Here is a 14117-nt window from a genome sequence, read left to right as displayed (position 1 = left end):
ACGGCCGAGTCCCGCGGGCCGGCGTCCGGCCGGTGCGACGCCTCACGGCTGCGTCACGCGCTCCAGCAGAGCCACCGGCAGCGGGGAGAACAGCTCCACAAGGGGCACCCGTCCGGTGAACGCGCGCCCCGGAGCCAGCACGTCGGCCCACCGGCCCGCCGGCAGCCGAAGACTCGTCCCGCCCCAGCCGCCGGACTCGGCCAGCCGCAGCGACAGCCGGGTCACCGCGGTGACCACCTGTCCGGAGCGGGCGAAGGCCGTGCAGTGGGCGGCCGCCGGGCCCTCGGCGTACAGCGGGGTGTAGGTGGCACCGGGACCGAACGCCTCCGGCCGCCGCGCCCGCAGCCGCAGCGCGGCCGCCGTCACCGCGGTCTTGGCGTCGGCGCGGGCCGGCGGGAGGTCCACCGGGTGCCGGTTGTCCGGGTCCACCAGGGCGCGGTACTCGTTCTCCGTGCCCTGGTAGAGGTCGGGGACCCCCGGCATGGTCAGGTGGAGCAGTGCCGCGCCCAGCACATTGGCCCGGATGTGCGGCTCCAGCGCGGCGCGGAAGGCGGCCATCCGCTCACCCGGCGGCCCGCACGGCCCGTCGGCGACGTGACGCTCCACCGCCTCCTCGTACGCCGGGTCCTGCTCGGTCCAGCCGGTGTGCAGGCCCGCCTCCCTGACGTGCTTCAGCAGCGCCCGCGTCACCCGGCCGGGCTCGGCCTGTCCCAGCCCGAACACCGTCTGCCAGGCGGCCCACGCCGTCTGCGCGTCCGGCAGGTCCGCGGCCGGCCCGCCCACCTCGCTCAGCACCCGCGCCCACCGCCGCGGACACTCGGTCAGCACCGCGAGCGCCGCCCGCACATCGGCGCTGCGCTTGGTGTCGTGGGTGGTCACCACCGTGCCGGTGGCCGGCCAGTCGCGCTGGATGCGCGCACAGTGGGCGTGGAAGTCCCGCGGGCTCACGGCCGGGTGTCCGGGGTCGCCGCCGACCTCGCAGGCCGACAGCAGCGGCACGTACCGGTAGTAGGCGGTGTCCTCCACGGACTTCGCCCGCAGCGCGGAGGCGGCCTGCGCGAAACGGGTGCGCAGCTCCACGGCGCCGGGCGCGTCGCCCCCGGCCCGGCCGAGCAGCACGTCGCGCACCACGTCCACCGCCTCGGCCTCCTCGGGCACCGTGAAGGCCCGCCGGGCCTCGGCGGCGGCCTCCTCGGTGAGCACGGCGGCCGCGTCGGTGGAGGCGTAGGGGCGGTACACCTCCAGGCGGACCAGCAGCTCCTCCAGCGCGGTGCGCAGTGCCCAGGGCGCGCGGTCGCGCAGCGCGGGGTCGGGCGAGGCGGTGCACAGCCGGCTCGCCACGCGGGTCAGCCGGGCCGTCTCGGCGGCCAGCTCGTGCCCGATCACCTCGCGGGCCGCGCGCCGCGCGGTGGCCGCCCAGTCGCCCCCGAGGTCGTCGCGCGGGGCGGCGAAACGCCGGTAGCAGGCGGTGAGTTCGGCGGCGCCGTCCGGATCGGTGAACAGGCCGTCGATGTGGCGCAGCGCGTCGTAGCCGGTGGTGCCGGCCACGGGCCAGCCGGGCGGCAGCCGCTCGCCGTCGGCGAGGATCTTCTCCACGACCGTCCAGCGTCCGCCGGTCGCCGCGTGCAGCCGGGCGAGGTAGCCGTCCGGGTCGGCCAGCCCGTCGGGGTGGTCGACGCGCAGACCGTCGATCACGCCCTCGCGCAGCAGCCGCAGGATCGTGCCGTGGGTGGCCTCGAAGACCTCCGGGTCCTCCACCCGCACCGCGATCAGCTCGGAGACGGAGAAGAAGCGCCGGTAGTTCAGCTCGGTGCGGGCCAGCCGCCACCACACCGGCCGGTACCACTGGGCCTGCAGCAGCGCGGGCATCGGCAGCCGTTCGGTGCCCTCGCGCAGCGGGAAGACGTGGTCGTGGTAGCACAGCACGTCGCCGTCCACCTTCAGGCCGGCCAGCTCCCGGCCCACCGGCCCGCCGAGCACCGGCAGCAGCACCTTGCCGTCCTGGGCCTCCCAGTCGATGTCGAACCAGCGCGCGTACGGCGACGCGGGACCCTCCCGCAGCACCTCCCACAGGGCGCGGTTGTACCGGGGTGCCAGGGCCATGTGGTTGGGGACGATGTCCACGACCAGACCGAGCCCGTGCTCGCGCGCGGTGCGGGACAGGGCGCGCAGGCCCGCCTCGCCGCCGAGCTCGTCGCGCACCCGGGCGTGGTCGGTGACGTCGTAGCCGTGCCGGGAGCCGGGCACGGCCTCGAGGACGGGGGACAGGTGCAGGTGCGACACGCCGAGCGAGGCCAGGTGGGGCACGGCGGCCTCGGCGGCCGCGAACGGGAACGCGGGCTGCAGCTGCAGCCGGTAGGTGGCGGTCGGCACGTCGGGGACGGGGTGCTCGGGTGTCTGGGATGTCATGGAATGCTACGTACCCGCCCGGCCCGGCGTCGTGTCACCGGGCCACCGGACGGGACGCGCCGGGTGCCCGGCCGGAGGATGCCGGACGGGCCGACCGGTCGCGGGACGCCGCACCGGACGCCCCGGCCGCCGCCCGGCCTCAGGGCGCCGGCCGGCGCCGCCGCACCCCTCGTACGCCCAGTCCTGCGGGGTCATCACCCGCCCCTGCGAGGTGAACCAGGCGATGTCCGGCAGCTCGCCGTGGGCGCCGCCACGGGCCGGCCGTGGAAGAAGCGGCGGCGCCGGAAGACCGGGTGGGCACGGCGCAGAGCGGCCATCGCCCGCAGGAACTCCAGAGGCTTGGCGTCGTACGAGACCAGGTCGTGCAGGGTGAAGCCGTCGTGACAGGTGACGAAGTCGACCGAGGCCAGCGGCCGCCGCCCGTCGTCCTGGTACAGGTCGGAGGAGCCGGTGAGCCGGGAGGCGAACTGAGCCGGCGTGCGCGGCTCGCCCCGCCACAGGTCGCGCACGGTGTCGCGGTACGTGTCGTTGCACTCGCTCCACAGCGGCGGGAAGTTCCCCACCTGGTAGCCGCCTTCGCCCAGGTCCCACGGCTCGGCGATCCGTTTCACCCGGGAGACCACCGGGTCCTGCTGTACCAGGTCGAAGAACGACGACAGCCGGTCCACCTCGTGGAACTGCCGGGCCTGCGTCGCCGCGAGGTCGAAGCGGAATCCGTCGACGTGCATCTCGGTGACCCAGTAGCGCAGCGAGTCCAGGATCAGCTGCAGTACGGGGGGCGAGCGCATGAGCAGGGAGTTGCCGGTGCCCGTGGTGTCCGTGCAGGAGCGCGGGTCGTGGGCGAGCCGGTGGTAGCGCGGATTGTCCGGGCCCCGGAAGGACAGCGTCGGACCCAGGTGGTCGCCCTCGGCGGTGTGGTTGTAGACCACGTCCGGGATGACCTCGATGCCGGCCTGGTGCAGCGCCCGTACCGCCGACTTGAACTCCAGCACCTGCTGGCCGCGGTCGGTCGACGACCGCCGGGTGGGCGAGTGCCGCGTCGGTGCCGCGCAGCTCCTCCGGCACGTCCGGATGCAGCATCGGCAGGCCCTTGACGTGCGCCTCGTGGATCACCGTCTCGAGGTAGCCGTGCCGCGGCGGCCGGTCGTCGCCCCAGTCGAAGTACGGGTGCACCACGACGGAGGTCATCGTGCAGGACGCCGGGTCCAGGTCGTTGCGCCGCTCGGGGGCGTCGAAGCGGTGGCCGTACACGCCTCGTTCCACCGGACGGACCGCTGAGCGCACGGGCGTACGGATCGAGCAGCAGCTTCGCCGGATTGCACCGCAGGCCGCGCTCCGGGGTGTACGGTCCGTGCACCCGGAACCCGTAGCGCTGATGCGGCATCACCCCGGGCACATAGGCGTGCCCGGAGGAACGCGTCGCTCTCCCGCAGCTCCACCCGCGTCCGAGTGCCGTCGTCGTGCAGCAGACACAGCTCGACGCGGTCCGCGGCCTCGGTGAACACCGCGACATTGGTGCCGGCGCCGTCGTAGGTGGCGCCGAGTGGGTACGCCTCTCCAGGCCGGACCTGCATGGGCACGACTCTCTGAGGAAGCACGGCGCCCGGGGCGGCGTCCGGACCTCGCGTCGTCGCGTGAGGCCCCCGGAGACGTGGTCGCCGTCCGTTCGACGAGCACCCGGACGGCCCCCGGTGACCCGCAGGTGACGACGGCCGCGGCTATGAATCATCTCACGTCCCGAGCCCGGGAACGCCGTAGAACCGGCGCACAGACGGGGGAAGTCGGGAAAGGAGAGGCTCATCCGGCTGCACCGCGCGCCCCTCGCGGAGTACCCTTCCTTGATCGTTGGGACGGGGTTGGCTCGGGGGATCGGAAGGCGGTGCACGGGTGGGCTCGGGAGGCCTGGAGCTGCCCCCTGGTGACGGCGGTCACGAGGGGAACTCCGCAGACGTCCCGCCCGGCGCGGTGTCCCTGGCCAGGCCGATGGACGCCGGGGCGATCGGCCCGGAGCTGGACTGGGACGCCAACGCCTGGCACGAGGTGCGCACGCGCGCTCAGCGCGCCGGCCGGGCCTACATCTGGCTGAACCTGGTCGAGCAGCGGCTGCGCGCCGTCGTGGCCGCGGTGCTGCGGCCGGTGTACGAGCCGGTGCACGGCGACGACTGGGTGGTCGCCGCCGCCGGCCCGGCCGGCCAGGAGTGGGTGCAGCGCGCCGTGGCGGTCCGCGAGGTCAGCCGCCGCAAGGGCTATCTGCTCGACCCGGCCGACGACAACGTCATCAGCTTCCTGACGCTGCCCCAGCTGCGCGAGCTGATGGTGCAGCACTGGCCGTGCTTCGAGCCGTACCTGGAGGAGCGCCGCGAGGTGGAGCTGGCCCTGGACGAGCTGGAGGTCGCCCGCAACGTCGTCTCCCGCAACCGGGCCCTGTCCGAGGCCGTGCTCGCCCAGGCCGAGCGCGCCTCGGCACGGCTGCTGGAGATCCTCGGCATCGGCGGCGACGTCCCCTCGGCCCGGCGGCTGCCGGTCGACGCGGTGGAGGACCTGGTCGGCGACCGGTACGCGGACGTGGTCGCGGTGCACCCGGACCGGGTGCGGCTGCTGCGCCAGTTCCCCGCCGAGGACATCTTCGGCGGCGCCCGGCGGCTCGACGCCATGGGCATCGGCCTGAACCTGCTCGTGCAGAACTTCTCCGGCCGCCGCCTGGTGCGGCTGGCCGAGTCCGGCTGCCGGGTGCGGCTGCTGTTCCTGAACCCGGCCTCCAGCGCCGTCAAGCGGCGTGAGCGGGAACTCGGGCTCAAGCGGGGCGAGCTGAGCCGCTCGGTGGAGATGAACATCCTGCACATGCGCCGGGTGCGCTCCCGGCTGCGCGACCCGGGCGCCTTCGAGATCCAGGTCTACGACGAGACCCCGCGCGTGACGGCCTATCTGGTCGACAGCGACGGCTCCGACGGTGTCGCGGTGGTGCAGTCCTATCTGCGGCACAGCCGGGGCATGGAGGCGCCGGTGCTGGTGCTGCGGGGCGGCAGCAGGGTGGTCCGCTCGGGCGAGGCCGACGAGGGCGGGCTGTTCGCCACCTACCGCGAGGAGTTCGAGCTGATGTGGGCGGATTCGCGGCCGGTGTCCTGAAAGGGCGGCGAAAAGCCCTCATCGCCCCGTTCGTGACCTGCGGGAAGCGGACGCGGTCCCCGGAGTGTCAGTGGCGCATGCGATCGTGAGGAGCGCTGGGGGAAGCACCACCGAGAAGGGGGCCGCCATGGGCTGGCACCGGGAGCTGCTGATCGGCTTCGACCTGGAGACGACCGGGACGGATCCGTTCGAGGCGCGTATCGTCACCGCCGCCGTCGTCGAGGTCCGGGACGGAGAGATCGCGGGCCGCCGGGAGTGGCTGGCCGATCCGGGGGTGCCGATCCCGCCGGACGCCTCCGCCGTGCACGGCATCAGCGACGAGCGGGCCGCCGCCGAGGGCCTGCCCGCGGACCGGGTCGCCGACGCCGTCGCGGACGCGCTGACCGGGTACTGGGCGGCGGGCGTGCCGGTCGTGGCGTACAACGCCTCCTTCGACCTGACCCTGCTCGCCGCCGAACTGCGGCGGCACGGCCTGCCGTCGCTCGGCGACCGCCTGGGCGGGGCGCCGCCCGCGCCCGTCGTCGACCCGTACACCATCGACCGGTGGGTCGACCGCTACCGGCGCGGCAAGCGCACCCTGGAGGCGGTGTGCGCGGAGTACGGCGTCGTGCTGGACACCGCCCACGACGCCGGCGCGGACGCCCTCGCGGCGGCCCGGCTGGCCCGCGCGATAGCCGACCGCCACCCGAAGGTGGCGGCCCTCGGCCCGGCGGAGCTGCACCGCCGTCAGATCGAGTGGCACGCCGCCTGGGCGGCGGACTTCCAGAGCTTCCTGCGCCGCAAGGGGAACGCGGACGCGGTGGTGGACGGCGCCTGGCCGCTGCGCGAACCCGAGGGCACGCGCGTCTGACCCGGCCGGGAGCGGGACGCGGCGACCGGCCGGACGGCGGGGCCGCCGGCGTGGATCACCTGGATCAGAAGGGGTACCAGCGGACCGTGGGGTCCCCGTCGCGCAGGGACGCCACCCGGCGCTCGAACTCCGCCAGCGCCTTGGGGTTGCCCGGCGCGTGCTGGGCCACCCAGGCACAGCTGGCGGTCTCGCGGGCGCCGCGCAGCACCGCGCAGCCCTCCCACTCCCGCACGTCCCAGCCGTAGGTCTCGGTGAAGGCGTCGTAGGCCTCGGCGGGCAGGCCGTAGCGGTCCCGGGACAGGGCCATCACCACCAGGTCGTGCTCGCGCAGGTCGGCGGAGAAGGTCTCCAGGTCCACCAGGACCGGCCCGTCGGGACCGATGTGCACATTGCGCGGCAGCGCGTCGCCGTGGATGGGGCCCCGCGGCAGATGCGGGGTGAGCCGGGCGGCGGCCTCGGCGAAACCGTCGCGGCGCTCGCGCAGATACGCCGCGTCCGCCGGGTCGATCGCGTCGCCGGCGAGCCGCAGCCAGCGCTCCACGCCGCTGAGCAGGTCGCGCGGCGGCAGCACGACATCATCGGGCTCGGGCAGGGCGTGGACGATCCGCAGCAGCTCGGCCAGGTCCCGAGGTTCTGCGGGGCGGACCGGGGCGGGCAGCCGGTGCCAGACGGTGACGGGGTGCCCGTCGACCACCAGCGGCTCCGACTCGGCGGCGCGCACCGCGGGCACCTGGGCCTCGGCGAGCCAGCCGGCGATCCGCAGCTCGCGCCGTGCCCGCTCCACCAGGTCGGCGTCGCGGCGGCCCACCTTGACCACGACGTCGCCGACGGCGAAGACCGCGTTCTCGCCCAGCGCCATCAGCCGTGCCTCGCCCGCCCGGCCGGGCACCACGTCCGCCCGGGCCAGCAGCTCCCGCGCCCGCGCCTCGTCCATCCTCCGCCTCCGTGTCCGTCGGTGCGCCCCGTGCCGGACGCGCCCGCTGTCTCGTCGCGACGGCCAGTGTCGCATCCGCCCTGGTGAGCCCATCGGCCGACCGTCGCGGTCAGGGGACGGCACCGGCACGGAACGGCACGGACACCGGACCGCACGGTCACGGGGACGGGCGGCGGCACGGGGCGCGGCTCCGCGGGGCTCACGAGGCTCCACCATGCGCCCGGGAATCGCATTGATCGATACGTATCGTCTCGTCCAGCGGCGAAGGCATAACCCCTCCCGCGCACCTCGCCATGTCCTCCATCGCCGCCCACGGCCATGTCCGCCCCAGCCTGGAGATGGTCCGTGAACTCGTCGCCCGCGCTCATCGCATCACCGGACCCGCCGGGCCGCCGGCCTCATCGAGGCCGAACTGCCCGGCCGGCGCCCGGCGTCGTCCGGGGCCGGCGCATGACCCCGGCCCCGGCACCGCCGCACGGAGCCGACGGGTCCGGAGTGTGAGAAGAGACAGGACCAACCGGTGACCGGGGCGCATCCGGCGTGTCAGGCTGCTCCCATGCGGTACATCATCATCGGGGCGGGAGCGGTCGGCGGCGTCGTCGGAGGGCGGCTGGCGCAGAGCGGCCACGAGGTCGTACTGGTCGCCCGCGGCGCCCATCTGGCGGCGCTGCGCGCCGACGGGCTGCGGCTGAGGGTTCCCGACGGCGACCTGACGTTCCGTCTGCCCGCGGTGGAGCGGCCCGAGGAACTCGGCGAGCTGCGCGCCGACGACGTCCTGATCCTGGCGGTCAAGACCCAGGACGCCGAGGCGGCCCTCGCGCAGTGGGGCCCCGCCCCGGTCGCCGGCGGCACGACCGCCGCGGAGAGCCTGCCCCTGCTGTGCGCGCAGAACGGAGTGGAGGGGCAACGGATCGCGCTGCGCCGTTTCCGCCGGGTGTACGGCGTCTGCGTCTGGCTGCCCGCCACCCACCTCGAACCCGGTGTCGTCTCCGCCGCCGGCAGCCCGCTCACCGGCATCCTGCACCTCGGCCGGTACCCGCACGGCACCGACGACACCCTGCACCGCATCGCCGCCGACCTGGAGCAGTCCGCCTTCGAGGCCCCGGTCGTCGCGGACGTGGCGCGCTGGCAGTACGCCAAGCTGCTCACCAACCTCGCCAACGCGATCGAGGCGGTCAGCGGTCCGCTGGAGAGCGAGGCCGCCCGTGAGCTCTGCGCCAGGGTGCGCGCCGAGGGCGAGGCGGTGCTGCACGCGGCGGGGATCGCGTTCGCCGGGGATCAGGAACAGAAGCAGGCACGTGGCGACAAGTGCACGCAGGTGCCGCTGCCCGGCACGGTGCGCGCCGGGTCGTCCTGGCAGTCCCTCAGCCGCGGCACCGGCAGCATCGAGGCCGACCACCTCAACGGGGAGATCGTGCTGCTGGGGCGGCTGCACGGCGTCGCCACCCCGCTGAACGAGCTGCTGCAGCGCCTCGCCAACACCTTCGCACGGGAACGCCGGGCCGCGGGCTCGCTGCCGGTGGCCGAACTGGTGCGGCTGGCCGACGAGGCGGAAGCCCGGGCGGCCGCGGCCTGAACCGTCCGGCCGCCCTCGGGGCGTCCGGAGCCGTGCCTGCGGAGGATCCGCCTCAGGCGCCGGCCGCCGCCACCCGCGGCAGCCGGGCCGCGTCGTACCGCTGAAGCAGCACCCGCGCCACCTCCGGCGCGGGTCCGAGGACATCGGCGAGGACGTCCGCACCGGCCGCGCCCCGGGCGATACGGTCCGGCAGGAAGCCGGGAGCCAGCACGTACGGCGCCACGGCGACCTTCGCGCACCCCAGTTCCCGCAGGTCCCGCACCGCGTCCTCGGTGCGGGGAAGAGAAGCGGAGGCGAACGCGGGCCGCACGGCGCACCATCCGGTGTGCCGCCACTCCCGCGCGACGGCTGCGATCACCGCGATCGCCTCCGGGTCGGAGGATCCCGCCGAGGCCAGCACCACCCCGGTCGAGGACCTGTCGGCCGGGGACAGCCCGGCCTCGTGCAGCCGCCGCTCCAGAGCCTGGGTCAGCAGGGGAGAGGGACCGAGGACGTCGGCCTGCCGGACGCGCAGCCGGGCCGGGGCCCGGCGCAGCACCGACGGGATGTCCGACTTGGCGTGGAAGGCGCGGGTCAGCAGCAGCGGCAACGCCACCACCTCCCGCACCCCCTCGGCGGCCAGCGACTCCAGCACGCCCGGCACGGACGGCACGTTGAAGTCCAAGAAGCCGGTCTCCACCCTGAGACCGGGCCGCATCGCCCGCACCCGGCGCACCAGCGTGTGCACCGTCGCGGCGTGCCGCGGATCGCGGCTGCCGTGGGCGACGACCAGCAGTACGGGCTGGAGGGACACAGGCGTCAGCCCTTCACGTACAGGCCGCGGCTGCGCAGCACCCACCGCTCCAGCGGGCTGAAGATCAGCAGGTCGATGGCGATGCCGACGAACAGGATGAGAACGATGGCCTGGAAGACCATGGACATCGAGCTGGCGTTGCGGCCGTTCTCCAGCAGCGCGCCCAGACCGATGCCCAGGTCGGGCGAGGAGGCGATGATCTCCGCCGCCATCAGCGAACGCCAGGAGAACGCCCAGCCCTGCTTCAGGCCGGCCAGATAGCCGGGCAGCGCGGCCGGCAGCACGATGTGCCAGGCGCCCCGCAGCCCGGTCGCGCCCAGGGTGCGGCCCGCCCGCAGGAACAGCGGCGGCACCTGGTCCACACCGGAGACCAGACCGTTGGCGATGGACGGGACCGCACCGAGCAGGATCACCGCGTACATCATCGAGTTGTCCAGGCCCAGCCAGATCACCGCCGGCGGCACCCAGGCCACGCTCGGCAGCGACTGCAGACCGGACAGCACCGGACCGATGGCCGCCCGGACGAACTTCACCCGGGCCACCAGCAGCCCCAGCGGGGTGCCGATGGCGAGGGCGAACAGGAAGCCCAGCAGTCCGCGGGAGACGGACGTCCAGATGAAGCCGAGCAGCGTGCCCTGCAGCCAGGCGTCCCTGAACTCCCCGGCCACGTCGGCCGGCGAGGGCAGCTTGGTCGGGTCGTCGACGACATGGAAGGTGATCAGCGCCTGCCACAGCACCAGCACCACCACGATCGCCGTGACGGGCGGCAGCACCTTGCGGACCAGGGTCTGCCGCAGCGGAGGACGCCCCGCGTCGGCGGACTCCAGCGCGTCCAGGCCCGCCTCCACGCCGTCCAGGCCGGCGGCCCGCGCCTCGGTGTCCTCGGTGCCGTGCGCCGTTGTCGTCTCAGTGCCGGCCATGACGGCGGATCTCCCCCCGCAGTACGTCGGTGATCTCCAAGGACAGCTCCGCGACGGGCGTGTCCTCGATACGGCGCGGGTGCGGTATGTCCACGGTCCACTCGCGGGCCACCCGGCCCGGCCGGGACGACAGCAGCACCACACGCTGCGCGAGCCGTACCGCCTCGCGCACGTTGTGGGTGACGAACAGCACCGACAGGCCGGTCTCCTGCCAGATCCGGGTCAGCTCCTCGTGCAGCACGTCCCGGGTGATGGCGTCCAGCGCCGCGAACGGCTCGTCCATCAGCAGCAGCTTGCTCTCCTGGGCGAGCGCACGGGCCATCGCCACCCGCTGCCGCATGCCGCCGGACAGCTCGTGCACCCGCTTGCCGTACGCGCCGCCCAGCCGGACCAGTTCGAGCAGCTCCTCGGCCCGGCCGCGCCGCTGCGGCTTGGGCACACCCCGCAGCTTCAGGGCGAGTTCGATGTTCTTGCCCGCGGTCAGCCACGGGAACAGGGCGTGCTCCTGGAACATCAGGGCGGGCCGGCCGTCGGTCGTGATGGTCCCGGCGGTGGGCCGGTCCAGGCCGGCCACCAGGTTCAGCAGCGTGGACTTGCCGCAGCCCGAGGCCCCGAGGAGCGTGACGAACTCGCCCGGGGCGACATCGAGACTGATGTCGTCCAGGACGAGCTGCTGCCCGCCCGGCCCCGCGAAGGACTTCGAGACATGCGCCAGGCGTGCGGCGTGCTCGACGGACTCGGCCGCCTCGGCCAGGGGTGTCGCCATGGTCGTCACCTCTTGGGAACGTGTCGGCTACGGGCTAGTGCCGGACGCCGAGTCCGGCGTCGCTGACGGTGGGCTCGCCCTCGGCCCGGAGGACCTTGTTCAGCAGGGTGAGGTCGTAGATGCCGTCCAGCTTCGGCTTCTGGAGCAGGCCGGCCTTGACCGCGTGCTCGGCCTCGGCGTCCAGCGTGGCGGCCAGCGGATCGTCCGTGACGGTGATGGACTCCCACGCCGGGTCCAGGATGTCGGCGGGCAACGGCTTGCCGGAGTCGATCGCCAGCTGCTTGTTGGCCGCGGCCTTCGCCTCGTCCGGGTGGGCGGTGATCCACTTGTTGGTCTCGACGGAGGCCTTCAGCACCGCCTCGACGGCCGCGGGGTGCTCCTTCAGGAACTTCTGCGACACGACGACGTTCGTGATCACGAACTTCTTGTCCGGCCACAGCGTGGACTCGTCCAGCAGCACCGTCGCGCCCTCGGCGACCAGCCTCGACGCGGTCGGCTCCGGCACCCAGGCACCGTCGATGGAGCCGGACCTGTAGGCGTCCGGGGTGACCTTGTTGTCGGTGCGGATCACCGACACGTCGCCCTTGCCGCTGAGCGGGTCGACCTTCCAGCCCTGCTCGGCGATCCAGTTCAGCAGGGCCACGTCCTGGGTGTTGCCCAGCTGCGGGGTGGCGATCCGCTTGCCCTTGACGTCCTCCGGGCTCTTGATCTTCTTCGGGTTCACCACCAGCTTCACCCCGCCGGAGACGGACCCGGCGATGATCCGCAGGTTCTTGCCGGCGGACTGGGTGTAGCCGTTGATCGCGGGGGAGGGGCCGATCCAGCCGATGTCGATGGACCCGGAGTTGAGCGCCTCGATCTCGGACGGCCCGGCGTTGAAGACCTGGTACTTGGCCTGGGTCGCACCCAGCGCCTTCTGGAAGAAGCCCTTGTGGTGACCGACGAGCGCGGTCGCATGGGTGACGTTGGCGAAGTAGCCGATCCGGACGGAGTCCAGTCCGTCGATCTTCTGCGCGCCGGCGGCGATCTTCTGGTCGGCGTCGTCCTTGACGGCCTGCGAGCCGTAGCCGCACGCCGCCAGGGACAGCAGGGGCAGGACGATGAGCGCGGCAAGGCCGCGGCGGAGCCGGGAGCGTGGCTCACCCCCGCCGGCGCGGCGGGACGGGGGAAGGCTGGCAGGCACGGGAGGTGGTCCTCTCGTCGGCCCGGCGGTCACGGCGGTGTCAGGCCGCGGCCGGGAGGTCGGCAGGTCTTCGTCTGTGTCGGTGAGGGACGGCGCGGGTGCGCGCACGGCACGGGCGGGTCAGCAGGCACATCGCGCCACTCCGCCCTGTCCGCTGCCGAGGGCACCGCTGCCGACACGGCCGCCCTCCTTGGCGAACGTCGAGTAGAAGTCACCGCGCATGGTCAGAAGTCCCACCCGGCCTCGTCGTCGGCGGCCTCGGCCCGCTGCGGGGCGGCGAAGGACTCGCCGGCCATGCCGGCGGTCAGCGTGGTGCCGTCCGCGGGGTCGATGAGGATGAACGAGCCGGTGCGCCGCGAGTCGGCGTAGGAGTCGAGCGGCAGCGGCTGTGCGGTGCGGATCCTCACCCGGCCGATGTCGTTGGCGACGAGCTGCCCGGGGTTCGGGTGAGAGGAGAGGTCGTCCAGGGTGAGCCGGGAGGGGATGTCCTTCACGATCGCCTTGACGGTGCGGGTGCCGTGCTTGAGCAGCACGCGGTGGCCGACCGTCAGCGGGGCGTCGGCGAGATGGCAGACGGTCGCCTCCACGTCCTGCGTGGTGGCGGGCGCGTCCGCGGTGGGCACGATCAGGTCGCCGCGCGAGATGTCGATGTCGTCCTCCAGCAGCACGGTCACCGACTGCGGCGTGAAAGCCTCCTGGACCGGGGTGCCCAGCAGGTCGATGCCGCTGATCCGGCTGGTGCGGCCCGAGGGCAGCACGGTGACCTCGTCGCCGACCCGGAAGGCGCCGGCCGCGATCTGCCCGGCGTAGCCCCGGTAGTCGGGGTGCTCGGCGGTACGGGGACGGATCACGTACTGCACCGGCAGCCGGGCGTGGGCGTGCGTCAGGTCCTGGCCGACCGGCACGGTCTCCAGGTGCTCCAGCACCGTAGGACCGCCGTACCAGTCCATGTGGGCGCTGGGCTCCACCACGTTGTCGCCGACGAGCGCCGAGATGGGGATCGCGGTGACCTCCGGGACGCCGAGGCCGGTGGCGTACGCGGTGAACTCCCCGGCGATCGCCGCGAACACCTTCTCCTCGTACCCGACGAGGTCCATCTTGTTGACCGCCAGCACCACGTGCGGCACCCGCAGCAGCGCCGCGATCGCCGCGTGCCGGCGGGTCTGCTCGACCACGCCGTTGCGCGCGTCGACCAGGATCACGGTCAGCTCGGCGGTGGAGGCACCGGTCACCATGTTCCGCGTGTACTGCACGTGCCCCGGGGTGTCGGCGAGGATGAACCGGCGGCGGGGCGTGGCGAAGTAGCGGTAGGCCACGTCGATGGTGATGCCCTGCTCCCGCTCGGCGCGCAGACCGTCGGTGAGCAGCGCCAGGTCCACCTCGTCCTGTCCGCGGGAGGCCGAGGCCCGCTGCACCGCCTCCAGCTGGTCGGCGAGGACCGACTTGGAGTCGTGCAGCAGCCTGCCCACCAGCGTGGACTTGCCGTCGTCGACACTGCCGGCGGTGGCGAACCGCAGCAGGGTGGTGGCCGCGAGTTCCTCGGGCGTGATCGTGCTCATT

General features: G+C 73.9%; 10 protein-coding genes and 1 pseudogene. 3 read left to right on the top strand and 8 right to left on the bottom strand.

Translation table 11 applies throughout. The annotated features are described in order from the left end of the window. Positions 1-42 precede the first annotated feature (42 nt). Positions 43-2409: a malto-oligosyltrehalose synthase gene (treY, locus tag OG899_RS04925; RefSeq protein WP_168130878.1), complete on the bottom strand. Its 2367-nt coding sequence runs from the start codon at positions 2407-2409 to the stop codon at positions 43-45. A 177-nt stretch (positions 2410-2586) separates the two neighbouring features. Further along, positions 2587-3983 (bottom strand): annotated as a pseudogene (locus tag OG899_RS04920) (glycogen debranching protein); the annotation flags it as partial. A gap of 313 nt (positions 3984-4296) precedes the next feature. Here OG899_RS04920 and OG899_RS04915 point away from each other — a divergent pair. Both OG899_RS04915 and OG899_RS04910 read left to right on the top strand, forming a co-directional pair. Further along, positions 4297-5535 (top strand): SAV2148 family HEPN domain-containing protein, encoded by a 1239-nt coding sequence (locus tag OG899_RS04915; protein WP_125495915.1) that lies wholly within the window; start codon positions 4297-4299, stop codon positions 5533-5535. A gap of 127 nt (positions 5536-5662) precedes the next feature. Next, the gene (locus tag OG899_RS04910; protein ID WP_125495916.1) at positions 5663-6385 is read left to right on the top strand and encodes a 3'-5' exonuclease; all 723 of its coding nucleotides are present in this window, start codon (positions 5663-5665) and stop codon (positions 6383-6385) included. A 64-nt stretch (positions 6386-6449) separates the two neighbouring features. On the opposite strand, the gene OG899_RS04905 is transcribed toward OG899_RS04910, so the two are convergent. Next, positions 6450-7319, bottom strand: coding sequence for a phosphotransferase enzyme family protein (locus OG899_RS04905; protein ID WP_125495917.1), 870 nt, complete (start codon positions 7317-7319; stop codon positions 6450-6452). A 556-nt stretch (positions 7320-7875) separates the two neighbouring features. Between OG899_RS04905 and OG899_RS04900 the strand changes: the two genes are divergently transcribed. Then, the gene (locus tag OG899_RS04900; RefSeq protein WP_406310918.1) at positions 7876-8895 is read left to right on the top strand and encodes a ketopantoate reductase family protein; all 1020 of its coding nucleotides are present in this window, start codon (positions 7876-7878) and stop codon (positions 8893-8895) included. Between the two features lie 52 nt (positions 8896-8947). Here the strand turns inward: OG899_RS04900 and OG899_RS04895 are convergent, their stop codons facing one another. The 5 genes from OG899_RS04895 to OG899_RS04875 all read right to left on the bottom strand — a co-directional run bounded on the left by OG899_RS04895 (position 8948) and on the right by OG899_RS04875 (position 14116). Beyond that, the gene (locus tag OG899_RS04895; RefSeq protein ID WP_125495919.1) at positions 8948-9688 is read right to left on the bottom strand and encodes a sirohydrochlorin chelatase; all 741 of its coding nucleotides are present in this window, start codon (positions 9686-9688) and stop codon (positions 8948-8950) included. Between the two features lie 5 nt (positions 9689-9693). Continuing rightward, a complete protein-coding gene (locus tag OG899_RS04890) occupies positions 9694-10608 on the bottom strand; it encodes an ABC transporter permease (protein ID WP_185867757.1) in 915 nt (304 codons plus the stop codon). After that, positions 10595-11374, bottom strand: coding sequence for an ABC transporter ATP-binding protein (locus OG899_RS04885; RefSeq protein ID WP_125495920.1), 780 nt, complete (start codon positions 11372-11374; stop codon positions 10595-10597). The genes OG899_RS04890 and OG899_RS04885 overlap by 14 nt, the downstream gene beginning before the upstream one ends. A gap of 34 nt (positions 11375-11408) precedes the next feature. Next, positions 11409-12557, bottom strand: coding sequence for an aliphatic sulfonate ABC transporter substrate-binding protein (locus tag OG899_RS04880; RefSeq protein WP_125495921.1), 1149 nt, complete (start codon positions 12555-12557; stop codon positions 11409-11411). Between the two features lie 224 nt (positions 12558-12781). After that, entirely contained in the window at positions 12782-14116 is a 1335-nt protein-coding gene (locus tag OG899_RS04875) for a sulfate adenylyltransferase subunit 1 (RefSeq protein ID WP_125495922.1), read from the bottom strand. Position 14117: the final 1 nt, after the last annotated feature.

Source organism: Streptomyces thermoviolaceus (genome assembly GCF_045209695.1).
GTDB classification, from domain to species: Bacteria; Actinomycetota; Actinomycetes; order Streptomycetales; family Streptomycetaceae; genus Streptomyces; species Streptomyces thermoviolaceus.
Note: the sequence above shows the minus strand (reverse complement) of the source record. Positions and strands in the feature narration are given on the sequence as shown.